Annotated in this window: 23 protein-coding genes; 10 read left to right on the top strand and 13 right to left on the bottom strand. The window is 57.3% G+C overall.

Going from position 1 to position 21,621, the window contains the following annotated elements; genetic code table 11:
* Positions 1 to 189 precede the first annotated feature (189 nt).
* The 4 genes from AC6IY8_RS10405 to AC6IY8_RS10390 form a co-directional block, all read right to left on the bottom strand.
* Positions 190 to 804, bottom strand: a complete 615-nt coding sequence (locus AC6IY8_RS10405) for a superoxide dismutase (protein ID WP_497778624.1) — start codon at positions 802 to 804, stop codon at positions 190 to 192.
* Positions 805 to 1,105: 301 nt separating this feature from the next.
* The gene (locus AC6IY8_RS10400) at positions 1,106 to 1,288 is read right to left on the bottom strand and encodes a hypothetical protein (RefSeq protein ID WP_497774376.1); all 183 of its coding nucleotides are present in this window, start codon (positions 1,286 to 1,288) and stop codon (positions 1,106 to 1,108) included.
* Positions 1,285 to 1,692 carry a DUF6677 family protein gene (locus tag AC6IY8_RS10395; protein ID WP_497774375.1) on the bottom strand — a complete coding sequence of 136 codons (408 nt, stop codon included), beginning with the start codon at positions 1,690 to 1,692 and terminating at the stop codon, positions 1,285 to 1,287. Before AC6IY8_RS10395 ends, AC6IY8_RS10400 begins: the two co-directional genes overlap by 4 nt.
* A 65-nt stretch (positions 1,693 to 1,757) precedes the next feature.
* Positions 1,758 to 2,918: a M24 family metallopeptidase gene (locus AC6IY8_RS10390; RefSeq protein WP_497774374.1), complete on the bottom strand. Its 1,161-nt coding sequence runs from the start codon at positions 2,916 to 2,918 to the stop codon at positions 1,758 to 1,760.
* 137 nt (positions 2,919 to 3,055) lie between these two features.
* Here AC6IY8_RS10390 and AC6IY8_RS10385 point away from each other — a divergent pair, with 137 nt between their 5' ends.
* On the top strand, positions 3,056 to 3,436 hold the full coding sequence (locus tag AC6IY8_RS10385; protein ID WP_497774373.1) for a hypothetical protein: 381 nt from the start codon (positions 3,056 to 3,058) through the stop codon (positions 3,434 to 3,436).
* A gap of 196 nt (positions 3,437 to 3,632) precedes the next feature.
* Positions 3,633 to 4,094 (top strand): DUF4760 domain-containing protein, encoded by a 462-nt coding sequence (locus AC6IY8_RS10380; protein ID WP_497774372.1) that lies wholly within the window; start codon positions 3,633 to 3,635, stop codon positions 4,092 to 4,094.
* Between the two features lie 62 nt (positions 4,095 to 4,156).
* Here AC6IY8_RS10380 and AC6IY8_RS10375 read toward each other — a convergent pair whose 3' ends face one another.
* Positions 4,157 to 4,537, bottom strand: a complete 381-nt coding sequence (locus tag AC6IY8_RS10375) for a helix-turn-helix domain-containing protein (RefSeq protein ID WP_497774371.1) — start codon at positions 4,535 to 4,537, stop codon at positions 4,157 to 4,159.
* Positions 4,538 to 4,701: 164 nt separating this feature from the next.
* On the opposite strand from AC6IY8_RS10375, the gene AC6IY8_RS10370 reads away from it, so the two are divergent.
* Positions 4,702 to 5,448, top strand: a complete 747-nt coding sequence (locus AC6IY8_RS10370; protein WP_497774369.1) for a glucose 1-dehydrogenase — start codon at positions 4,702 to 4,704, stop codon at positions 5,446 to 5,448.
* A gap of 104 nt (positions 5,449 to 5,552) precedes the next feature.
* On the opposite strand, the gene AC6IY8_RS10365 is transcribed toward AC6IY8_RS10370, so the two are convergent.
* On the bottom strand, positions 5,553 to 9,119 hold the full coding sequence (locus AC6IY8_RS10365; protein WP_497774368.1) for a TonB-dependent receptor: 3,567 nt from the start codon (positions 9,117 to 9,119) through the stop codon (positions 5,553 to 5,555).
* A 323-nt stretch (positions 9,120 to 9,442) separates the two neighbouring features.
* Here AC6IY8_RS10365 and sucC point away from each other — a divergent pair, with 323 nt between their 5' ends.
* The 3 genes from sucC to ndk all read left to right on the top strand — a co-directional run bounded on the left by sucC (position 9,443) and on the right by ndk (position 12,027).
* Positions 9,443 to 10,618, top strand: coding sequence for an ADP-forming succinate--CoA ligase subunit beta (sucC, locus tag AC6IY8_RS10360; protein WP_497774367.1), 1,176 nt, complete (start codon positions 9,443 to 9,445; stop codon positions 10,616 to 10,618).
* Between the two features lie 3 nt (positions 10,619 to 10,621).
* Complete coding sequence (gene sucD, locus AC6IY8_RS10355; protein WP_497774366.1) at positions 10,622 to 11,500, top strand: succinate--CoA ligase subunit alpha; 879 nt, start codon at positions 10,622 to 10,624, stop codon at positions 11,498 to 11,500.
* A 101-nt stretch (positions 11,501 to 11,601) separates the two neighbouring features.
* On the top strand, positions 11,602 to 12,027 hold the full coding sequence (ndk, locus tag AC6IY8_RS10350) for a nucleoside-diphosphate kinase (RefSeq protein ID WP_497774365.1): 426 nt from the start codon (positions 11,602 to 11,604) through the stop codon (positions 12,025 to 12,027).
* Positions 12,028 to 12,089: 62 nt separating this feature from the next.
* Here ndk and AC6IY8_RS10345 read toward each other — a convergent pair whose 3' ends face one another.
* Both AC6IY8_RS10345 and AC6IY8_RS10340 read right to left on the bottom strand, forming a co-directional pair.
* Positions 12,090 to 13,490, bottom strand: coding sequence for a pyridoxal phosphate-dependent decarboxylase family protein (locus tag AC6IY8_RS10345; protein WP_497774364.1), 1,401 nt, complete (start codon positions 13,488 to 13,490; stop codon positions 12,090 to 12,092).
* Between the two features lie 45 nt (positions 13,491 to 13,535).
* Entirely contained in the window at positions 13,536 to 14,213 is a 678-nt protein-coding gene (locus AC6IY8_RS10340; RefSeq protein WP_497774363.1) for an RNA polymerase sigma factor, read from the bottom strand.
* 142 nt (positions 14,214 to 14,355) lie between these two features.
* Here AC6IY8_RS10340 and AC6IY8_RS10335 point away from each other — a divergent pair, with 142 nt between their 5' ends.
* Both AC6IY8_RS10335 and AC6IY8_RS10330 read left to right on the top strand, forming a co-directional pair.
* On the top strand, positions 14,356 to 14,793 hold the full coding sequence (locus AC6IY8_RS10335; RefSeq protein WP_497774362.1) for a hypothetical protein: 438 nt from the start codon (positions 14,356 to 14,358) through the stop codon (positions 14,791 to 14,793).
* Between the two features lie 24 nt (positions 14,794 to 14,817).
* Positions 14,818 to 15,144, top strand: coding sequence for a hypothetical protein (locus AC6IY8_RS10330; protein WP_497774361.1), 327 nt, complete (start codon positions 14,818 to 14,820; stop codon positions 15,142 to 15,144).
* Positions 15,145 to 15,218: 74 nt separating this feature from the next.
* Here AC6IY8_RS10330 and AC6IY8_RS10325 read toward each other — a convergent pair whose 3' ends face one another.
* The 4 genes from AC6IY8_RS10325 to AC6IY8_RS10310 form a co-directional block, all read right to left on the bottom strand.
* Entirely contained in the window at positions 15,219 to 15,668 is a 450-nt protein-coding gene (locus tag AC6IY8_RS10325) for a VOC family protein (protein WP_497774360.1), read from the bottom strand.
* A gap of 157 nt (positions 15,669 to 15,825) precedes the next feature.
* Entirely contained in the window at positions 15,826 to 16,113 is a 288-nt protein-coding gene (locus tag AC6IY8_RS10320; protein WP_497774359.1) for a putative quinol monooxygenase, read from the bottom strand.
* 6 nt (positions 16,114 to 16,119) lie between these two features.
* Complete coding sequence (locus AC6IY8_RS10315; RefSeq protein WP_497774358.1) at positions 16,120 to 17,454, bottom strand: adenylosuccinate synthase; 1,335 nt, start codon at positions 17,452 to 17,454, stop codon at positions 16,120 to 16,122.
* A 182-nt stretch (positions 17,455 to 17,636) separates the two neighbouring features.
* Entirely contained in the window at positions 17,637 to 18,416 is a 780-nt protein-coding gene (locus tag AC6IY8_RS10310; protein WP_497774357.1) for an MBL fold metallo-hydrolase, read from the bottom strand.
* A 27-nt stretch (positions 18,417 to 18,443) separates the two neighbouring features.
* On the opposite strand from AC6IY8_RS10310, the gene mutM reads away from it, so the two are divergent.
* A complete protein-coding gene (mutM, locus tag AC6IY8_RS10305) occupies positions 18,444 to 19,325 on the top strand; it encodes a bifunctional DNA-formamidopyrimidine glycosylase/DNA-(apurinic or apyrimidinic site) lyase (protein ID WP_497774356.1) in 882 nt (293 codons plus the stop codon).
* A gap of 8 nt (positions 19,326 to 19,333) precedes the next feature.
* The gene (locus tag AC6IY8_RS10300) at positions 19,334 to 20,347 is read left to right on the top strand and encodes an ROK family protein (RefSeq protein WP_497774355.1); all 1,014 of its coding nucleotides are present in this window, start codon (positions 19,334 to 19,336) and stop codon (positions 20,345 to 20,347) included.
* Between the two features lie 142 nt (positions 20,348 to 20,489).
* Here AC6IY8_RS10300 and hisC read toward each other — a convergent pair whose 3' ends face one another.
* Positions 20,490 to 21,620, bottom strand: a complete 1,131-nt coding sequence (gene hisC, locus AC6IY8_RS10295) for a histidinol-phosphate transaminase (protein ID WP_497774354.1) — start codon at positions 21,618 to 21,620, stop codon at positions 20,490 to 20,492.
* Position 21,621 lies beyond the last annotated feature (1 nt).

The following is a 21,621-nucleotide window of genomic DNA, read 5'->3' as shown; positions in this document are numbered from 1 at the left end:
GCCTTTCGCGATAAACGGGAGATGCAGGGGCAGGGTCCTTCGCTCAGGATGACACCGGAAGAGCAAAGGCAACGGCAAGGAGCAAGCCACAGAGAGCGAAGCTACGATAGGTGCGATCACACGCGCCGATGGCTAAATGAGAAACCCCGTCCGTGAGGACGGGGCGCAAATGGATCGAAGTGTGTCGATCTACTTCTTGAGGGCGGCTTCGTAGCGCTTGTTGACTTCAGCCCAGTTGACTACGTTCCACCAGGCTTTGAGGTATTCGGCGCGGCGGTTCTGGTATTTGAGGTAGTAGGCGTGCTCCCAGACGTCGTTACCCATGATCGGGTAAAGACTCTGAGAGAGAGGGCTGTCCTGATTGGGCGTGGAGAGCACTTGCAGGCCGCTGGGTCCGAGGGCAAGCCAAGTCCAGCCGCTGCCAAACTGCTTGACTCCCGCGTCGTTGAGCTTTTCCTGGAACTGAGCGAAATCGCCGAACGTTTTCTTGATGGCGTCGGCGATGGCGCCCGTAGGCTGCCCGCCGGCATTCGGGCCCATGATACTCCAGAACATTGTGTGGTTGACATGTCCGCCTGCGTTGTTGCGCAGGGCGGTGCGGACCGCCTCAGGAACGGATCCGAGGTTCTTCAGAATCTCTTCGGCAGACTTGCCTTTCAACTCGGGCGCCTTCTCAATGGCGGCATTGGCGTTATCCACATAGGCCTGATGGTGCTTGTCGTGATGCAGGTGCATTGTCTGTGCGTCGATGTAGGGCTCGAGCGCTTCATAGGCATATGTGAGGGCGGGAACTTCGAATGCCAGCGCTTTGACTTCGGTTGCCATCTGTATTGAATCCTCCACCGTGATGGATGAGTTAGCGGGGGCGGGGGTTTCAAAAGGTATGTACGTTGGAGAGAGCGGGTTCAGAATGGGATTCGGGATTGGAGGTAGATGACCTGTGTCGGAGGAGGTGACGCAGAAGGAAGCTGGTGTCCTTTGCCTTCTGCTCAGGATGCACCTCAGGGGCGAAGGCAAGGCCAGGGCAAGGGCAACTACCCCACCCTAAACTCGAAAGGCGCGAGCTTAAGGGTGGAGCACCCAAGATTCTGATGTGCTTAGGTAGTTAGCGCTTGAGGAACCACATGACCCATGAGGCAACGAAGACTCCGCCGATGAACCAGGCGAAGCAATAGAGGCCGTAGCGGATCATCTGGCGCGTGTTGTCGCGCTGAGTAATGCCGAAAACAGTTGAGGCGCAGATCGAGAAGATGAGCGCGGCAGTGAAGTGAGAAAAGTTGAGCGTCATTGTTTCTTCCCAATCGCGATATGGTGAGCGTCGATGGCGGCGATCACATTGAGGAGGCCAGCGCAGACGATGAACTTGGTGCCGTAATCAGCGGTGGCGCGGAAGATGGCTCCTTGGCCCCAATCCATGGAACGGGCGATGAAGTAGAGCAGGCCGTTGCCGAAATCGCCGACGAAGCCGAGCATGTCGAGCAGGTCTCCGAGGTTGAAGCCGTACACCTTGCCCTGCATGCCGAGTCCACTGAAAAACATGATAGTGACGCTGAGGAAGATGAGCACGCCACGAATCCAGCGCTTCTGCATGAAGTGTCCAGCGCCGGGGACGAGCCATCCGGCGAGCGGGGCGATGACAGGCATCATGCCGGCTTGCGGTGCTGCGTTTGCGATTGTCTTTTCGTTGGCCATGAATTCCGTTTCAAAACTTCGGTTCCCAAATCATCGGTGCGGTGGGAACCCATTCCGCGAGTTCGCTAGATGATAACTAGTTCTTCCTGCTGCTTTCCTGTGACCTGGGCAGCGCCGTTGTGCACGAGAACATCCACTTCACTGCGTACGCCGAACTCGGGCAGGTATATTCCCGGCTCTACTGAGAATAACGTATTCGGCAGAATCTGTCGGGTGTCCTTGGTCTCAAGGTTGTCCATGTTGGCGCCATTGCCGTGGACGCTGGTGCCGATGGAGTGTCCGGTGCGGTGAACAAACCAGTCGCCGTAACCGGCGCGGTCAATGACGGCGCGAGTGGCTTCATCCACCTGCCAGCCCTCAAGGCGCGTGGCGGAGGCGAAGGCATCGATGACGCGCTGCGCTCCGGCTTTTCGGGCGTCGCGCACGATACGGAAGACTTCCTGATGCTGACGCGAAGGCTCGCCGAGAACGCCGGTCCAGGTGATGTCGTAGTAAACGGCGTTGGGAGCGTTCTTCTTGGCCCACATGTCGAGAAGGACAAAGTCGCCTTTGTGTATGGGGCGATGAAGGTCGGCGGTCGGCTCATAGTGCGGATTACCAGCGTTTTCATTGGCTCCCACGATTGGCAGGTCGTCGGTGACGAGGTTTTCGCGCTTAAACGCTTCGCCAATCCACTGTCGCACTCCCCACTCGTCCCATCCGCCGTTGCGAACACGGTGTCCGATTTCCTGAAACGTAGCGGCCATGATCTTGTCGATGGAGTCGCGAGCGGCGAAATGCGAGGCGATCTGCTCTTCGGTGAGCGTCGCCTCGAAGCGGGAGACTAGATCGGCGGAAGAGCCGACTTCGACGCCGAATCCGCGAATTAGCTCGAGCATGCCTCCGTCCACGAGCGACACGTACATGATGTCGTTATTAGGCGAGTACTGCATGGCAACGCGCTTATAGGGCTTGAGGATCGCGGCAAGCTTCTCGTGCAGCTCGCGCCAGGCTCCGTAGTGGTGTTGCACACCGGGGAGCGATTCGAGGTGGCGGGGTTCAACGCGATGGTTGAGTTTGATGGGCTCTCCGTGGGCCGGGATGAGATAGAACCAGCGGCGCGTGACGTGGAGCGCGGGGAGTCCAAGGATGGAGTAGGCGATTTCGTCACGATGGTGGTGGTCGTAAAAGAGCCAGGCGTCGAAGTTTTGCTCTTGAAGTGCTTGCTGAATCGCGTGCAGATCCATAGTCGTTATTGTACCGCGCAGGATGTAGTACGCAGGCGAGCGGGGTGAAGTTTAAACCCGAGGTGTGCGGGAGAGTTTCTTCGGAAAGAAGAAATATAGTTTCGCAACTTTGGAGAGGTAAGAACGTTTATAGCTGCATGAAACGTACACTGCTTTTCTCAATCGCAACCCTGGCTCTGAGTGGCATGTTGACCGTCTCGAGCTATGCCCAGAACCCCAACACGCAAGCTGCAGGCCCGGGAAAGATCGATCCGGGGCATCCGCGAGTGAATGAAGTGAACGCACGCGAACAGAACCAGCAGAATCGTATCGCCGATGGAATGAAGAGCGGTCAACTGACTCCGGGTGAGGCCGCAAGGTTAGAACGTCAGCAACAGCACATCGTGCGTGAAGAAAAGCGCGACATGGCCAAGAATGGTGGGCATCTGACGAAGGCCGAGCAGGCGAAGCTAAATCGTGAGCAAAATCGGGCGAGCAGGAACATCAACCGGAAGAAGCACAATGCAGCAGTGAGGTAAGAGGTAAGGAAACCACTACCTTCGCTTTATCTCGTACCAACGTTGGCTCCGTCATCTGGTCCAGAGCCGAAAGTCAGGGGACTGGAGAAGGAGCCAACGGTGTCTCATTTTTGAATAGCCACGTTTTGCGCAATCGGTACACAGGGCTTTGCTCACGGAGGATAATGAGAGCAGATTCCAGGAGGATTCCTAAAAGATGGCTAGAGTAGGAAAGGCGACAGCGGCGGATGCCGATCTCTGCATGAGGCTTTATGAACTGAGGCGCGAAACGGAGATGCGCAAGGCCCGCAACTTCGTAAATTACGAATTTCATCCGCAGGGCGATGAGGATGTGCTGAAGCTGGTTCGCGCTCTGGGAACGCAGGAGAATGCGTGGGCGCGGCAGGTGCTTTCGTATTGGGAGAATGCGGCCTCGCTCGTGCTAAATGGAGTGGTTCATCCCGGACTATTCTTTACATGGAATGGCGAGATGGTTTACGTGTATGCGAAGTTCAAGCCATACCTGAAGAGGATTCGGCAGGAGATGGAGAATCCCGCATTTCTGGCCGGAGTGGAGAAGGTCGTGAATGCGTCGCCAGAAGCGAAGAAGCGAGTGGCAGTCCTTCAGAAGCGTATTGAGAGGATGGCGGAGAAAGCGAAAGCAGCGAAAGCAGTGTAATCGTAGCTTAGAACGCGAACGCCCCACGGATGGGTGGGGCTTTTTGCTACTCTAAACAAACTTTACCGAGCCTTTGCCTTTCCCCGAGTAGCAGCCTTTTTTGTGGGTGCCTTTTCTGCCGATTGGATGGAATGAGCTCTTACGACTGCCTGAATCAAACCTGGGAACCGCTTATCCAGTTCCGCACAACGTGAGACGTTGCGAATAGCCACGCCGTGGCGCTCGCTTCGGATAAGGCCAGCATCACGCAGAATTCTGAAATGTTGCGACAGTGTAGATTTCGGGATTGCATGATTGCTGACGTTCAGAAAGTTCGAGCAGTTCTGGGGACAGCCTTGCGCGACGATGTCAGCAAAGATTGCTACTCGCACCGGATCTGAAAGCGCGTGCAGGACTCCTTCTACCGTGATGTCCTCAAGAGCTGGATGGAACAGGGGACGCATGTTGTAAGAGTAACCATTCCGGTCGCGATGTTCAATAGTTCATTTATTCGGAACTAATGAATCGTTTGTTTGGATTTTCCCATCTACTGACCCATGTAGAAGTCGCCGGAGTCGTGGTCTCCGGAGACTTCGAAATCTGCGGTAGTGAGATGAGGAGTTTGGAAATGGGTAAGCTTACAGGCAAAGTCGCAGTTATTACCGGCGCATCCAAAGGAATCGGAGCCGCCATTGCAAAGGCCCTCGCGGTTGAAGGCGCAGCTGTTGTGGTCAACTACTCTTCAAGCAAGACTGGCGCCGATGCGGTGGTCGAGTCGATTAAGGCGGCTGGCGGAAAGGCCGTTGCCGCGGGCGGCGATGTCTCTAAAGCCGCGGATGCACAGAGCATTATCGATGCGGCGATCAAGAACTTTGGCCGCCTCGATGTTCTCGTGAACAACTCAGGAATATATGAGTTCCTCCCGATCGAAAGCATTACAGAGGATCACTACAGCAGGATCTTCAACGTGAACGTGCTTGGCCTTTTGCTCACGACCCAGGCCGCGGTGAAACATCTGAAAGAAGGCGGCAGCATCATCAACATCGGGTCAGTCGTCAGTAGCCTGACGCCTCCAGCGAGCGCAGTTTACTCAGGCACGAAGGGCGCTGTAGATGCGATCACCGGGGTCTTGGCGAATGAACTTGGTTCCCGCAAAATTCGCGTGAACTCAATCAACCCCGGCATGGTCAACACAGAAGGGGCTCGAGCAGCGGGCTTTATCGGATCCGAATTCGAGAAAGGTGCTGTTTCTGAAACTCCGCTCGGACGTGTTGGCGAGGTGGATGATATCGCGACGGTCGCCACATTCCTTGCTTCGGATGATTCAAAGTGGGTTACTGGTGAGCTTCTGCGTGTTGGTGGAGGGCTTCGCTAAGTTACACGCAAACGGCGCACACCCTGTCTTACGCACCCCAACAAGTAAAAGAAAAAAGCCCGTCCTGTTTGTCCAGGACGGGCGAGGCCTCGCGTTTGTGAGGGTTAGAAGGTGAACTTGGCTGCGAGCTGCACCTGGCGCGGCGGCATTGCGTTGACGATTTGTCCGAAACCGATGCTGCTGATGTTGCCGTTGACGGCAGCGGCGCCAAAGAACTGCGCGTGGTTGAAGACGTTGAAGGCTTCCATGCGGAGCAGAAGGATCTTGCTCTCGGTGATCGCAATTTCCTTCTGCAGGGATGCGTCGAAGTTCTCAAGTCCGGGGCCGTAGAAGAAGCGGCGCGGTGCGTTGCCGAGGGTTCCGAGCGCGGGCACGGAGAACAATGAGGTGTTGAAGGCAGTCTGCGGCTGGCCTGCCACGGTGTGGCGCGGATCGTGGTTAATGGCGAGGTTTCCCGGCGTGTAGTAGGGAGTGTCAACGCCATTGTTGTTGATGCCGTTGGGCATGGTGCCCAGCAAGGAATTGTCGGTGTTGTTGTAGAGCGTGACTGGCAATCCGGTGGCGAAGCGCGTGATGCCCGAGACGGACCATCCAGTAGTCCAGCGGTTTGGCTTCGAGACGAGGCGGTCCAGCGGAAGCGCGTAGCGATAGCTGACGACGAAGTTATGACGCAGGTCAAAGGCGGAGACCGCCTTGTTCATTGCTGCACCCATTGGATAGACGGGCTCGGAGAGGCTCGAAGATGAGTCGAGCGATTTGCCATAGGTGTAGGAGGCCATGACGTCGAGCGATTTGCTGTTATGGCGCAGGGTGGCTTCGAAGGAATTGTAGCTGGAGAAGCCGATGGTCTTCTGGTAGGTGATGCCGTCGAAGGACGAAGTGAAGGGGCCGCGCACCTGTACGGTCGATCCGTCGGCACGAGTGAAGACACCGCCTTCGGAGAAGGGGCCGCAGGTGGGAGTGCCCGGGGCGACCTGGCTCTGCTGGCTGACGCTGAGGCAGAGTGCGGCGTTGCCGGGATTGGCCGAGGTGAGTGCCAACAGGTGGTGAGCCTGTGAGCCGACGTAGGCAAGCTTGAGGACGGTGTCGCGGGCGAGTTCACGTTCGAAGGAGAGGTTGTAGCTCTCGGTGTAGGGCGAGGTGTTGCGGTAGTAGAACGCGGGGTCGCCGGTGATGGGGTTGTACTTGGACCAGTCCACCGAGTTATTGGGGTGTGAGGCCGAGGCTCCGAAGGCTGGGATGGGCGACGGATAAGGCTGTCCATTGCTGAGGCCGGTCATGGCGGAGACAAATGGCTCATCCAATTTGGGGTGTCCGCTGGTGCTGTCGTAGTCATAGCCGTAAGGAGCGCAGGCGCTCATGATTCCGGCAGAGAGTCCTTCAAACGCCGAGTAGAAGAATCCGAAGCCGGCGTGAATACTGCTCTTGCCGGAGGAACCGAAGATCTTGCCGAGGACGGGGTCGCTGAAGTTGGGTGAATAGGTGAGGCCAAAGCGTGGGGAGAAGTTATCCCACTTGGTGGGAGCGAGGGTGGAGGGAATGCCGGGGTCTCCGGGGAAGACCATGCCTTTTGGCGCGCCTGGATAAACGAGTGATTGCTGTCCCAGAACAAAGGTCTGTAGCTGGTTGTACTTCTCGCGCCAGGGTGGGAGCACGTCCCAACGCAGGCCATAGTTGAGCGTGAGGTTTGGGCGGACCTTCCAGCTATCCTGCGCGAAGGCTCCGATGAACTTGTTGCGGATGTAAAAGGGGCTGGCATCGCCCTGCTCGTAGGTGCTGGCTACTCCTAGCAGGAAGTCGGCAAAATCGGAGCCGGTCTCGGTGCCATTAAATACGAACGATCCGTTGTTGATGGAGTTCGAGTCGATGTTGACCTGGTCGAGGTGGAAGCTGGCTCCGAACTTGAGGGTGTGATTGCCGATTATGCGCGAGAGATTGTCACTCCACTGGAAGGTGTTGTTGACCTGGCGCTCCCCGGTGACGTCAACTCCAATGGTGAAATCGTTGAAAGCCACATTCTCAATGCCCTCAGTGCTTTTGTTGAGCGGCACGATGCCGAGGCAGTTGTCATCGCTTCCGGAGCATTCCTTGAAGCCCTGTGATGCGAGAGACGGGCCGACGCCCCCTGCTGGTTTGCCGATGACGTTGGAATCTCGCATATAGCTGAAGCGCGCTTCGTTGACCATGTTGGCGCCAATGGTGTGCGTGAGTCCGAGACTGATGAGCTGGGCGCGTCCGTTGGAGACGGCGTTGAAGCCGGGAACATTGGCTCCACCTTGCGCTACGGGATAGGGATTATCGAGCGTGTACTGGTCAATGAAGTAGTAGGCGGACAGATTGCCTAGCCGAGTGTTGACATCGAAGCGAGCCGCAGCCTTGTTATCGCCGAGAGTTTCATTTTGCGTTGAGTTTGAGAAGAGGTTTGACGCGACGTTCGCGCGTGGGATGTAGGCGAGCAACTTCGAGGCAGGTGCTGACCAAGCTGAAGTGGGAATCTTGGCGTTAGGGAAGACGCACTGCGAAGTGTCCGTGCATCCCGCCGTGTAATACGGCATGCCAGCCACAACCGTTTGACCGAGCTTTGCAGATAGCTGATTGGCCCAGTAGGTGGTGCTGACAGTTCCGTTGAGTTGAGAGGAGAGGTCGGCGAGGTTGCCGGAGCGGGCAGCATCACTGGGGACGGCGATGTTTCCGGTTTCCTGACCTTGGGTCATCGTGGTGCCCTGGTAATCGAGGAAGAAGTAGGCCTTGTCCTTGCGGATGGGGCCTCCGAAGGTTCCACCGTACTGATTACGTTCGTAGCTGGCGCGGTCAGTGGCAAAGTAGTTGCGAGCGTCGAGCGCGGTGTTGCGAAGAAACTCGAAGGCGCTGCCGTGAAATTGATTCCCTCCGGACTTGGTGGTGACTAGAACCTGTCCGCCGCTGAAGTTGCCGTACTCGGCGTCGAAGTTGCTGGTGATGACCTTGAAATCCTGAATTGAATCGAGATTGGGAACCACGGCGGTGCCATTATTGAAGTCTTCTTCTACGTCGGAACCGTTGAGGGCGAATCCGTTGCTTGTCTCGCGCTGTCCGCTGACGGAGAGATTGCCGGGATTTAGGTCGCCGGAAGGAGGCGTGTTCGTGCATCCCGACATGACGACTGCATTAGGCTGCGCGGAGCTGGCGGGGATGACGCCGGGCTGAATGGCGAGCAAGTCGGTGAAGCTGCGGCCGTTGAGCGGGACGGCCGTCATCTTTTCGGCCGTGATCGTTTCGCCGATCTGCGAACTGGTCGTCTCGACACCGGGCATTTCGACTGTGACACTCATGGATTCGGTCTGGGTCTCGAGCTGAAGTTGTAGGTTGAGTGCGACGTCGGTGCCGGAGGTCAGGTCGATTCCGCGGCGCGTAGCTTGCTGGAATCCGGACTCGCTGAAATTAACGTCGTAATGCCCGGCGGGGAGCTCAATTGAATAGCTGCCTTCGGAACCCGTCGTGCCTTCGACAATGGCGCCGGTGGAAAGATTGCGTGCGTTTACTTTCACTCCGGGAACGACCGCGCCAGAAGGATCTGAGACTTGTCCGCGGAGTTTTGGCGCATGGTCATTGGCGGCAAACATGAATAGCGTCGAAAGTAAAATGAAGATCGCGAGAAAGAGGGAACTGCGGGTTATTGCGGAACGGGACATAGGGGCGACTCCGGCGACTACGGCTGCTGTATGAAAATGAAAACCGTTTTCATTTTCAATCGTACAACTCGGGACCAGTGCTGCCTGTGATGTATGTCACGTCTGAAGGTGAGATTGAAAGCTTCTATGCCTCCGAATCCTCTTTGTGCTTTAAAAGCTGCCGAATATAATCACAAGTTCTAATCGTGACCGGTCCTTAGATGCCGGTTGCTTCAAGAACAAGTAACGTCGCGGGTGGATGTGCGTTGGGGTGCGTCTGTCTGCAACTGCGAGCGAAGGCTCGCGCCGTCCTGCGGTAAGAATTCACGAACGAGAATTCAAATATGAAAATTCACGAGTACCAGGCAAAGGCAATCCTCGCGAAATATGGGGTGGCGGTGCCTCGAGGCATCATGGTTGAGTCGCGTGAGGCAGCAGAGCGCGCGGCCAAGGATCTTTTGAGCGCCGGCGCGACCGGAATCGTGGTCAAGGCGCAGATTCACGCAGGAGGCCGCGGTAAGGGGGGGGGTGTGAAACTGGCGAAGACGTATGAGCAGGCCAGCGAACTCGCCGGTCAGATCCTGGGCATGCAGCTGGTGACGCACCAGACCGGGCCCGAGGGCAAGAAGGTGCATCGGCTGTTGATAGAGGAAACGTTGCCGATCGCGAGTGAATTGTATCTGGGCATTGTGCTCGACCGCGCGGTTTCGCGCCCGGTGTTCATGGCCTCACGAGCGGGTGGCATGGAAATTGAGGAAGTTGCTGCCAAGAATCCCGATGCGATCGTGAAGGAGTACATCGATCCGGCGATTGGATTCAGAGCGTTCCAGGCGCGCAAGGTTGCGTTCAAGCTGGGACTGAAACCGGAGCTGATTGGGCCAGCGGCGAAGTTCATGATGGCGCTCTACAAGGCCTACGAGGAGACGGACGCCTCGCTGTTCGAGATTAATCCATTCATCACGACGACCGACGGACGGGTGTTCGCGCTCGACGCCAAGATGAATATCGACGACAACGCTCTGTATCGTCATGCGGACATCAAGGAACTGCGCGACATTACAGAGGAAGATCCGCTCGAAGTAGAGGCCAGCAAGTACAACCTGAACTACATCAAGCTGGACGGCACGGTTGGTTGCATGGTGAACGGTGCAGGTTTGGCCATGGCGACCATGGATATCATCAAGTTCGCTGGCGGCGAGCCTGCCAACTTCCTCGACGTAGGGGGGGGCGCGAATGCCGAGCAGGTCACGCATGCATTCGAGATTCTGCTGGCAGACAAGAACGTGAAGGCAGTGCTGATCAACATCTTTGGCGGCATTCTCAGGGTCGATACTCTGGCCAACGGCGTTGTGGAAGCCGCGAGGAAGACGAACATTCAACTTCCAATCGTTCTGCGACTCGAAGGAACGAACGTCGATAAGGGGCGCGAGATCCTGCAGGCCAGTGGCTTCAATTTCATTGTGGCAAAAACCATGAAGGACGCGGCGGAGAAGGTTGTAGCCGCAGCGGCGGGGAGGTAAGCAATGAGCATACTTGTAGATCAGAATACGAGATTGATCGTGCAGGGCCTCACCGGCCGCGAAGGCACGTTCCACGCCAAGGCATGTGCCGATTACGGAACCAAGGTTGTAGGGGGCGTGACGCCGGGAAAGGGCGGGACCAAGCATGAAGGCTGGCCCGTGTTTGACACTGTTCAGGACGCGGTGCGCGAGACTGGTGCTAATGCCACTGTGATCTTTGTGCCGCCACCGTTTGCAGCCGAAGCTATTCTGGAAGCGGTGGAGGCCGAGATTCCGCTGATTGTTTGCATCACGGAAGGCATTCCGGCGCGTGACATGGTGGAAGTGTGGCGTTACATGGAAGGCAAGAAGTCCCGGCTGATTGGACCGAACTGCCCGGGCATTATCTCGCCCGGAAAATGCAAGATCGGCATCATGCCGGGGAACATTCACCGTCCGGGAAATGTGGGCATTGTCTCGCGTTCGGGCACGCTGACGTATGAGGCTGTTCACCAGATTTCGCAGCTCGGAATGGGGCAGTCAACGGCAATCGGTATCGGTGGCGATCCGATCATTGGAACGAACTTCGTCGATGCACTGTCGTTGTTCAACGAGGATCCGGAGACCGAATCGATCATCATGATCGGCGAGATCGGCGGAACTGCGGAAGAGACCGCGGCAGAGTACATCAAGGCGCATGTGCGGAAGCCAGTGGTGAGCTTCATCGCGGGACAGACCGCGCCTCCGGGACGCAGAATGGGACACGCGGGAGCAATCATCAGCGGCGGCAAGGGCACGGCGGAAGAAAAGTTCAAGGCGCTGAAAGCTGCAGGCGTGCACATCGTGAAAACTCCGGCTCTGCTAGGCGAGACCCTGGTGGAAGCACTGGGTGCAAAACGCTAATCCGAAACTGATAAGCTGATATGGGCAGTGTGCGGCTGGCTATGAAGTCAGCCGCACGCGCCATAACGATACGACTCTGTCAGGGACAATTCAGGAAGATTATGGAAACTTTGCAACGTACACTTGCCATCGTGAAGCCCGATGCGGTAGCCAAGGGCGCAGCCGGCGACATCATCGCCAGCATTGAAGGAAACGGATTCCGCATCATCGGAATGAAGATGCTGCATCTCAAGAAGGCCCAGGCCGCAGCTTTCTACGCAGTTCACGTCGGCAAGCCATTTTTTGATTCATTGGCCGCCTTCATGACCTCGGGTCCGGTGGTTGTGCTGGCATTGGAAAAATCGAACGCAATCGCCGACTGGCGCAAGCTGATGGGTGCCACGAATCCGGCCAATGCCGAACAGGGCACGATCCGCAAGAAGCATGCCGAGAGCATCGAAAAGAATGCCGTGCATGGTTCGGATGCAGAAGACACTGCGCGTTTTGAGCTGAGCTTCTTCTTCTCGGGATACGAACTGGCGAAGTAGTTGTTAGCAGTTTGTTGAACTAGAAAAGTCCCACACCGCGATGGATGTGGGACTTTCTCTTTTCAGGCGAGGATTTCTTTTGCGGCGCCAAGGACTTCGCTGACGACCAGCAACACGTCTTCCTCTTTTGTCCGGTGATTCACGACGCAGGCCCGCAATGCGAACTGTCCGTGGATGTTGGCGTTGGAGATGTAAACCTTTCCGCGGCGCACCACCCGGTCGAGGATTGCGCGATTCAGTTGATCCAGATTACCGGGCCCCCCAACGTAGCGGAAGCACACGGCGCTGAGCGCAACGGGCGCAAGCAATTCGAGCTGTGAATCATGCGTGATGGCATTGGCGAGCACTTGCGCGAGGTGCAGGTCTTCGGCAATAGATTTTTGGAATGCGCGCAGACCGTGGTATCGCAATGAAAGCCAAAGTTCGAGAGAGCGAGCAGGCCTCGACAATTCAATAGATTCCTCGAAGAAACAGAAACCCTCGACAGGATCATTGGTGAGCGAGCGCGCATAGTCTCCCGAGTGCGAGAAGGCTCGTTGCGCGGCAGCAGGGTCGCGGTAGAGGAGGCAGCCACATCCTGTAGGTTGATAGAGCCATTTGTGAGGATCGAGCGAAAGGGAGTCCGCGCGGTTGATGCCGCGAAAAGCATCCGGAATGGCGAGCGCGGCGAACGCCCCGTAGGCTCCATCAACGTGCATCCAGAGACTGAATTCCTTACAGATGTCGGCAATTGCTTCGAGTGGATCGATGCTGCCCGTGGCGGTGGTTCCGGCGCTACCGACAACTGCGATGGGCATCTTGCCGTCGCGCAGATCCTGCTCGATCAGTTCGCGAAGTCTTGCGGTTTGCATGCGGAATGCATCATCAACCGGAATCAGCCTGATGGAGTTGTGGCCGAGGCCAAGCAGAGCCGCGGCCTTGGCGATCGACATGTGGGCTTCCGTTGAGCAGTAGATCACTCCGCCGCGAACACCGGTATCATTTGCCGGTGCCTTCGCTTCGCGCGCCATGCACAAGCCCATGAGGTTGGCCGAGGAACCGCCGAGAGTGAGGCTTCCACTGAAACCCTTGCAGCCAATGGCGCCGGCAAGCCAGCGAACAACCGTGCGTTCGAGGGTGACAAGCGATGGGGCGGAGCGCCAGGCTGTGGCGTTCTGGTGCAAAACGATTGCTGCAAAATCTCCGAGTGCGGAGACCGGCTCACCCGAGCCGAAAACGTATCCGAAAAAGCGAGGCGAAGCGGGTCGCGAATGTTCGAAGATGGAGGGCAGCGCATCGAGTGCCGCGGGACCTACTCCATCCCACGGGATATCGCTACTGAAAAGAGCTTCCGTTCGCTGGCCGCTGATGCCGTGGGGATACGACGGTAGCTGGGGAAGCTTTTCAAGATAGTCGGCCGCGAAATCGCTAATCTTGTGCGCAAGCCTGCGGAACGATTCAGATGATAAGTGAAGAGATCGCATTGCGACCATCATCTTACACGCGAGCGCGTGGCTGATGCTGAAAGATCAACCAGCGTTGCCGATAAGTCGCATGACATTGCCCGTGACACGATCACAGCGTGGCGCAAAGAATTGGAATGCCGTGCTGCTGGTCGCGCCAGCTCGGACGTAGAGTTCTTTGCGCAGCAAAGCACGCGCGCGGTGCAGTCGAACCTTGACCACGGTTTCTGAGACGCCGAGCACGTCGGCTGCTTCGGAGGTGCTCATCTCCTCAACATCGCGCATGACGAGTATGGTGCGATAGGTTTGCGGCAGTGCGAGAATTCCTTGCTCGATCAGGGTGCGAGTCTCTTGCAATGACGCCTCCTCCTCGGGGTTGGAAGTTGTGCTTGGTGGAGTGTTGAATTCCTGCGGGTTCGAGAAATCCAAGCTCTCCAGGTTCTTGCCTTCGCGTATGCGTGCGAGTGCTTCGTTCACGGCGATGCGCGACAGCCAGGTTGAAAAGCTGGAGCGGTGTTCGAAGGAGCGGAGGCTTTTGTAGGCGCGCAGATATGCTTCCTGCATCACATCCTCTGCCTCGCTGTCATCGTGCAGGATGGAGCGCACGAGACGATAGACCCTCTGGTTGTAGCGCCGGATCAATATTTCGTAAAGGGAAGTTGTTCCAGCCAACACCGCATCGATCAACTGCCCATCAGACCATGCATGCTGTCCTGTTGCGGTCGCATTTGGGACGGTACTCATTCATCGCCTCGCAGACATAGAGTCTGGTGGGCTGCAAAAGGTTACATAGCGATTCTCCGTTCACGAATCCAGGAAGCTGAATTCGATCTTGGCGGTTGTAACCAAATTGCGGCGGTCAGACTCTATGCGCTGGAGGCAAGTTATGGAATTCGATCGTGGGCTGAACAACGCGTGGTGGGTGCTTCGCATCGGCTTGGGGGCGGGGCCGATCCTTGCAGGGCTCGACAAGTACTTGAACCTGCTGACGAATTGGGAGATGTATCTCAATCCCCTTGTGCCGCGGCTTCTGCATGTGCAGGCAGTAACGTTCATGCGCATGGTGGGCGTCGTGGAGATTATCGCCGGAGTGCTGGTGCTGACCCGTTTTACAAAGTTCGCGGCCTACCTGGTTATGTTGTGGCTGATCTCAATCGCGTTGAACCTTGTGAGCCAGGGAACATTCTTTGATATCGCTGTACGGGATATCGAAATCTCACTTGGGGCATTCGCTTTGGCGAAGCTGACAGAGGTTCGGGAGCGGGCTGGATTAGCGCATTCGTCGGAAGAAAGCCGTCATCCGAAAGTGCGCGCTGTTGCGTAAACGTTGGACGACTGGAGGAACGTAATGAAGAGACTTCTCGTGATTGCGTTCATGTTATCGAGCGTCGCGGTTAATGCAGAGACGTGGAAGAATGTGCCGCTGGTGGATAGCTCCTGCGCCGCGCGGGTGAAGAACAATCCCGACGCGCATACCCGTGAGTGTGCGTTGCAGTGCGCGCGCTCAGGTTATGGGATTCAAACGAGCGATGGACGGTATCTGAAGTTTGACAAGAAAGGGAACGACGAGGCTCTGAAGCTCCTCAAGGCCTCGAGTAAAGACGATCACCTGAGAGTCAATGTGGACGGAGACATGAAGGGCGACGTCATCGCCGTGAAGTCGATTTCGTTTTGACCGGCGTAACAGTCATTGAGCGAGGACCCCACGCTGGCCGGAGAAGGCGAACGTGGGGTGAAGGTCTAAGGTTGCTATTTGCAGGCCATCTCTTTCATGCGTTGTTCAATCTGTTCGGGAGTGAGTTTTTCTTTCGGAGTTCCGAGGCCCCAGCCGTGTCCAAACGGGTCGATGACATAGGCGTAACGGTCTCCCCAGAACGCGTCCGAGGGCGCCATCTTGGATTCCGCACCCGCAGCAACCGCATCTGCATATGTCTTGTCGCAGTCGGGCACTGTGAGTTGGAGAATCACCGACGTTCCGCCGTAGTGTTCGGGCGATCGAGCTCCCATCTCGGGGAACTCGTCATTGATAAAGACTTTCATCTCGCCGAAAATCAGTTCGGCATGCATGACTTGGCCGTTCTTGCCCCGCATAATGGGGCCCGCCTGCCGCGCGCCGAATATTTTCTGATAAAACGCGATAGCTTCGTCACTGTTTTTTACAGTGAGCGAAGGAATGATGGTTGGGCGATTGTTGTCCATCCTCTGATCCCCTTTCAAGGCAGGAAGTCTAGCACGAGGGACGGGGGTGGATTGTGCAGGAGAGGTGAATTCGCAAGCTGCGGGAAAGGGTTAAGAACAACAGGAAAGGACGCAACTCCACTCAACGAACAGCGCGTCGAGTGGGCCACTTGTTCAGTTATATGACGGGAGTAAAGAGTTCGCGCGTACGAGAGACGAGCAGGTTGTCAATGCCGCCCTTCACGTAGCGCGCGAAGTGCGGTGAATTGCGATGTGCTTCGAGCGCGGCTTCATCTACGTACTGCTCGTAAAATGCGAAGTTGAGAGGATTGTCCGTGGATTGATGCGCGATGTATTGCAGGCATCCTGGTTCCTTACGAGTCTCCTCGGTCAGGGAGCGGAGGAGTTGCTTGAACTCCTCCACCTTGTCAGGCTTCGCGGTCATGTGAACGATGAGTACGATCATCCCAGTCTATCCCTTTAGCATCGCAGAAAATTCATCGATAAAGATCGTTTGCTCGCGGTCAGGGCCGGTCGAAACCATGCCGATCTTCGCGTTGGATTCCTTCTGGATGAAGCGGAGGTAATCCTGCGCCTTCTTCGGTAGCTTGTCATGTTCGGTTGTGCCGAAGGTGTTCTCCTGCCAGCCGGGAAGGCTGTGAATGATCGGCTCGATCTTGCGATAGCCCGAATCCTGAGCGGGGATCTCTTCCACGTTCTTGCCATCGATTTTGTAACCAACGACAACAGGGACTTCGGCGAGTTCATCCAGAACGTCGAGCTTGGTCACGACGAGCCACTCGGTGCCGTTGATCATGTTGGAGTAGCGCAGCAGCGGCAGGTCGACCCATCCACAGCGGCGCGGGCGTCCAGTGACGGCGCCGTACTCGTTGCCCTTCTTGCGTACAACTTCGCCGAGTTCGCCGTGAATTTCCGAGGGGAACGGGCCTTCGCCGACACGGGTGCAATAGGCTTTGGTCACGCCGATCACAGTGGCTATGGAAGTTGGAGGAACGCCTGTGCCGATTGAGGCTCCGCCGGAAGTCGCCGAGGACGAGGTGACGAACGGGTAGGTGCCATGATCGATGTCGAGCATGGTGCCCTGCGCACCTTCAAACATCAAGCTCTTGCCCGCGGCAACGGCCTTATTGAGCAGCAGCGCGGTGTCAGCGACAAAGGGAGCAATCTGGTCAGAGATTTTTGCGTACTCCTCGTACATCTCATCTGGATCGATGGCTTCGCCGTTGAAGAGCGCGTGCGCGATGGTGTTCTTTTCCTGGCAGGCGTTCTGGATATGCTTCTTGAGCAACTGCTTGTCCAGCAGGTCGGCCACGCGGAGTCCGCGGCGCGCCATCTTGTCTTCGTAGGTCGGGCCAATGCCGCGCGAAGTGGTGCCGATTTTCACTCGGCCGGGCGCGTTCTCAGCACCGAGCTCGATCATGCGGTGATAGGGCAGTATGACGTGAGCGCGGTTGCTGATGAACAGGTTCGGCGACCCACCGTCGTCTCCGGGACCCTGGACCTGAAGTCCTGCTGCGCGAAGGGTGTTGACTTCCTTCATGAGCGCAAAGGGATCGAGCACAACGCCATTGCCAATGACGGCCTGGGATTCCTGGCGGAGGATGCCGCAAGGAATCAGCTGCAGTACAAACTTTTTGCCGGAGATGGTGACGGTATGTCCCGCGTTGTGTCCGCCAGCATAACGGGCGACAACATCGAAGTTGTCCGAAAGTACATCGACAATCTTTCCTTTGCCCTCATCGCCCCATTGGGCTCCGAGGACGACCGCGGTTTTAGCTTTACTCACTCTTGTCTCCAAACACACGCAGACGGGCTGCGGAAATGCGCACACAGGCATTCGTTTTGAGAGTCTCAGGCGGAGAGCCGGAAGGATTCCTGACCAGGCTGTGTACGAGAAATTCTACCGTATTCGCACCCGAGCGCAAAACGGGGAAGTTGCACTACTCGACCAGTCACCCAACATATCCACTAGAGGTCTATCTGAATGGAGCGGCCAAGCTCCGGCCAACGCAGCCGATCAGCGATGCCATCGGCGGAAAATTCTCGTGCGATCTGCTCACGGCCTTCGGAAAAGTGTTGCCAGCCTTCGAAATGCAACGGCACCAGGACTGCCTCCGAAAAAGCGCGTGCGGCTTCGACCGCCTCAGCGGCAGTCATGGTCAGGTGGAACGGGCCGACCTGTGGCACTCGCGCGGCTCCAAGATTAAGAATCGCAACACGAGCAGGGAAGCGTGTTGCGACTTCGGCGACACCTTCGTACCAGACGGTGTCGCCAGAGAAGTAGAACCCGTGATCCGGTGAGTCTGCCGCCGAGACGGCAAAGCCGATGACCGGACCACGATCCATATCTGGAGGGCCGTGTCGGGCGGGAGTGGCTAGGACGCGGATGTAGATGCCGTTCTTGGCGGGTAGGTCGTAAGTCTGCCAAGGCTTCAGTCCGATGCTGCTTCCGCCGACCCGCGTGGCGCCGATCTCGGTTGTGAGAACTGCTTTTGCGGAGGAGAGAAAAGCTCGTCCGGCCTGGTCTAGATTGTCGGCATGGTGGTCGTGGCTGAGGAGCACGTAATCCACGGGGCCGACACTCGAGGCGCTGATGGCAGGACCAGTGAGCTTTCGGAGGGTGGCCGGGCCGGAGGGATATTCGCTTCCAGCAGGATCGAACGTCGGATCGGTGAGGAAACGAACCCCGTTGAATTCAATCAGGGCAGTGGGGCCGCCAATGTGTGTGAGCAGGAGATGATCGGCCATGAATGCATTCCCTTTCTGTGACGATTCATGATTCTACTCCGGGCGGTCGGAGGTTTCAGCGCTGAGGCGGATGAGTGGCGGTGCGTTACACTTTTCGTCATGCCTGAACTGCCCGAGGTGGAAACCATCGCTCGCGGCCTGCAAAAAGCAGTGGCCGGAGATCGCATCGAAGAGGTCTGGATTGGGGATAAATCGAACCTGCTGAAGTCTCCAGCGACGGAGATTTCAAGGGTGCTCACGGGCGCGAAAATCGTGGGATTCCGGCGTGTGGGGAAACATCTGGTTGGCGATCTGGAGTCGAGAACGGGGCCGGCGCAATGGGTGATTCATCTGGGAATGACCGGACGCTGCCTGGTATGCGATCCGGATGCGGAAGTCGCGAAACACACTCATCTGATTGCAAATCTCGCATCGGGACGCGAACTGCGGTTTGTCGATCCCCGGCGGTTTGGCAAATTGCAGGTGCTCGAGGGTACGGAGTTTGCTGCGGCAGGTGCTGAGCCGATTGCGGCAGACCGCGTGCGCTTCGTGGAAATGTTCAAGGGGCGCAAGACGCCAATCAAGAGCGCTTTGCTCAATCAGGCGTTGCTGTCGGGTATTGGGAACATCTATGCGGATGAGAGTCTGTTCCGTGCGGGGATCAGGCCCAGGCGGCGTGCAGCTTCGCTTACCCGGGCGGAGTTGTTGCGTCTCTACGACGCCGTCCAGGAGGTACTCGCCGAAGCGATCACGGCCGGTGGATCCTCGGTTTCGGATTACGTGGATGCCAGCGGCGACAATGGCTGGTTTCAGTTGCAGCACAGGGTTTACCAGCGCACGGGAGAGCCTTGCCTTGTGTGCGGCACAAGCATCAAACGGGTGGTGGTTGCGGGACGCAGCAGTCATTACTGTCCGCATTGCCAGAAGTAACCGCCGAGATGGGAAAGGAAAGCCTGCCGGATATGCCCTCCTATGCGATTGGAGTTGACCTGGGTGGAACGAACCTGAGGATCGCCGCAGTAAATGAGAGCGGAAACCTTCTCTCGAAAACGACTCTGGGGACCGAAGTGTCTCGCGGGCGCGAGCACGTTGTGACGGAGTTGACGCGGGCCGTCGAAGAGATGAGGACGAAGTACAACGGCAACTTGGAGTTGCGCGGCATCGGTGTAGGCGTGCCAGGTTTGATCGACGTGGAGACGAGTCAGGTGGTGAAGTCTCCGAACCTGCCCGGGTGGGAGAACTTCGACGTGAAGGGCGATATTGAGCGGCGACTGGGGGCTTCGGTGATTCTCGAAAACGATGCCAACGTCGCTGCGCTGGGCGAGCAATGGCTCGGCGCGGGACGAAACGCGGAGAGCCTCTGCATGTACACGCTAGGCACCGGCGTGGGTGGAGGATTGATTCTCGACGGCAAGCTGTGGCGCGGTTGGAATGGCATGGCCGCGGAGCTTGGCCACTGCAATGTGGAGCCGGAAGGGCATCCCTGTCCGTGCGGAAGCCATGGATGCGTGGAGCAATACGCTTCGGCGACGGCCGTGATGCGGATGGCGCGCGAGGCGATGAGGGGCGGCGCGGCGACGCGGTTGCAGTCGCTCTCGGAGAAGGATTTCAACTCGCGGGCTGTTTATGATTTTGCAATGGCGGGCGACACCGTGGCGAAGAGCGTCTTCGAGCGCGTGGGGAGAGCCTTGGGGCTGGCAATTGCCAGCATGATTAACGCGATGAACATTCAACTGTTCGTGATTGGCGGTGGCGTGTCGAGCGCGTGGGACGCATTCTCTCCGGCGATGTTCCATGAGGTTCGGCGGCGTTCTTACATTTTCGATCTCACGACGGCAGAAGATGGGAAGGGGCGAAACGGGAAGCAGCGAACGACGGTGATTACTCGGGCCACGTTGGGCGGTGATGGTGGATTGTATGGCGCGGCAAGGCTGGCGTTGATCGAGAAATAGATTGGTGATTGACGGCCTCGCTGCGTCAGACTGACGCGGGTGCTGGAAAGAATCGAAAGGCAACAGCAAGAGCAAAAGCAACTACCCCACCCTAAACTCGCAGAGCGAGATTTAGGATGGGGCACCCTCGTGATTCTCGTTCTTAGCGAGCGTGAGCACCCTTAGTGACGTTCTTTAGGGCTTGGATGAAGTGGCGGTTTTCTTCTGGCGAGCCGATGCTCACGCGGATGGCAGTGCGTGCGCCCCAGCTTCCGGTCAGCGGACGGATGATGATGCCCTCCATTTGGAGGCGGCGGCCCAGGGCTGAGGCGTCTTCTCCGGTCTCAATGTAGATGAAGTTGCCCCAGCTCTCGATGGGATCGTAGCCAATCTCGCGCAGCTGTCGGGTGAGCCAGGCAAGCTGTTCGGAGTTGTTGCGCATCGACTTCTCGTAGTGCTCACGGTCATCGAGGGCGGCGAGGGCTCCGGCTTCGGCAACTCCGTTGACGATGAAGGCAGTCTTCAGACGCGCGAAGTAGCTCATGAGCTCGGCCGGCCCCATGCCGTAGCCGACGCGTGCGGCCGCAAGACCGTAGGCTTTGGAGAACGTGCGCAGGACGACTACATTGCGCTCCTGCCGGACGTAATCGAGTGCATGCGTGTAGTCCACGCCGCGCTCGCGCGCCAGCCAATCGGCGTACTCAAAATAGGCCTCGTCCAATGCGACCACAATATTATCGGGAAGGCGGTCGAGGAAGCGGTCCATCTCGGCAGCGGGAATCATGGTGCCGGTCGGATTGTTGGGATTGGCAATGAAGATCAGCCGGGTGTTTGAGTCGATAGCATCGGTGATCGCGTCGAGATCGTAACCGTCGTTGCGCGTCGGTACCTGACGAAGTTCCGCGCCTGCGGAACGGGTGACGATGGGATAGACGATAAACGACCGCTCGCTGGTGATGGCGTTAAGGCCGGGACCGAGCAGTGTGCGCGCAATGATGTCGAGCAGATTCGTCGATCCAGCTGTCACGATGAGCTGGTTGGAAGAGATGCCATGGCGCTCGGCAAGACGCTCACGCAGCGCAACCATGTCGTTGTCAGGATAGAGGTGTACAACGCGGGACGCTGCCTCCATGGCGTGGATGGCGAGGGGCGAAGGACCGAACGGGTTCTCGTTCGATCCGAGTTTGATCATCTTCAAGCCGGATTCTACTTCTGCCTGATGAATCGGCTTACCGGGTACATAGGCGGCCAGAGCGCGAACGCGCTCCGGCACTAGATCCGCAAATTTACCCATG

The sequence above is a fragment of the Koromonas soli genome (assembly GCF_059726265.1).
Note: the sequence above shows the minus strand (reverse complement) of the source record. Positions and strands in the feature narration are given on the sequence as shown.

Bases quoted from the DNA above. Each gene is read 5' to 3' on its own strand.
- AC6IY8_RS10400 (WP_497774376.1), bottom strand. From the start codon at position 1,288: ATGACGCTCAACTTTTCTCACTTCACTGCCGCGCTCATCTTCTCGATC.
- AC6IY8_RS10395 (WP_497774375.1), bottom strand. From the start codon at position 1,692: ATGGCCAACGAAAAGACAATCGCAAACGCAGCACCGCAAGCCGGCATG.
- AC6IY8_RS10390 (WP_497774374.1), bottom strand. From the start codon at position 2,918: ATGGATCTGCACGCGATTCAGCAAGCACTTCAAGAGCAAAACTTCGAC.
- AC6IY8_RS10385 (WP_497774373.1), top strand. From the start codon at position 3,056: ATGAAACGTACACTGCTTTTCTCAATCGCAACCCTGGCTCTGAGTGGC.
- AC6IY8_RS10380 (WP_497774372.1), top strand. From the start codon at position 3,633: ATGGCTAGAGTAGGAAAGGCGACAGCGGCGGATGCCGATCTCTGCATG.
- AC6IY8_RS10375 (WP_497774371.1), bottom strand. From the start codon at position 4,537: ATGCGTCCCCTGTTCCATCCAGCTCTTGAGGACATCACGGTAGAAGGA.
- AC6IY8_RS10370 (WP_497774369.1), top strand. From the start codon at position 4,702: ATGGGTAAGCTTACAGGCAAAGTCGCAGTTATTACCGGCGCATCCAAA.
- AC6IY8_RS10365 (WP_497774368.1), bottom strand. From the start codon at position 9,119: ATGTCCCGTTCCGCAATAACCCGCAGTTCCCTCTTTCTCGCGATCTTC.
- sucC (WP_497774367.1), top strand. From the start codon at position 9,443: ATGAAAATTCACGAGTACCAGGCAAAGGCAATCCTCGCGAAATATGGG.
- sucD (WP_497774366.1), top strand. From the start codon at position 10,622: ATGAGCATACTTGTAGATCAGAATACGAGATTGATCGTGCAGGGCCTC.
- ndk (WP_497774365.1), top strand. From the start codon at position 11,602: ATGGAAACTTTGCAACGTACACTTGCCATCGTGAAGCCCGATGCGGTA.
- AC6IY8_RS10345 (WP_497774364.1), bottom strand. From the start codon at position 13,490: ATGCGATCTCTTCACTTATCATCTGAATCGTTCCGCAGGCTTGCGCAC.
- AC6IY8_RS10340 (WP_497774363.1), bottom strand. From the start codon at position 14,213: ATGAGTACCGTCCCAAATGCGACCGCAACAGGACAGCATGCATGGTCT.
- AC6IY8_RS10335 (WP_497774362.1), top strand. From the start codon at position 14,356: ATGGAATTCGATCGTGGGCTGAACAACGCGTGGTGGGTGCTTCGCATC.
- AC6IY8_RS10330 (WP_497774361.1), top strand. From the start codon at position 14,818: ATGAAGAGACTTCTCGTGATTGCGTTCATGTTATCGAGCGTCGCGGTT.
- AC6IY8_RS10325 (WP_497774360.1), bottom strand. From the start codon at position 15,668: ATGGACAACAATCGCCCAACCATCATTCCTTCGCTCACTGTAAAAAAC.
- AC6IY8_RS10320 (WP_497774359.1), bottom strand. From the start codon at position 16,113: ATGATCGTACTCATCGTTCACATGACCGCGAAGCCTGACAAGGTGGAG.
- AC6IY8_RS10310 (WP_497774357.1), bottom strand. From the start codon at position 18,416: ATGGCCGATCATCTCCTGCTCACACACATTGGCGGCCCCACTGCCCTG.
- mutM (WP_497774356.1), top strand. From the start codon at position 18,444: ATGATTCTACTCCGGGCGGTCGGAGGTTTCAGCGCTGAGGCGGATGAG.
- AC6IY8_RS10300 (WP_497774355.1), top strand. From the start codon at position 19,334: ATGGGAAAGGAAAGCCTGCCGGATATGCCCTCCTATGCGATTGGAGTT.
- hisC (WP_497774354.1), bottom strand. From the start codon at position 21,620: ATGGGTAAATTTGCGGATCTAGTGCCGGAGCGCGTTCGCGCTCTGGCC.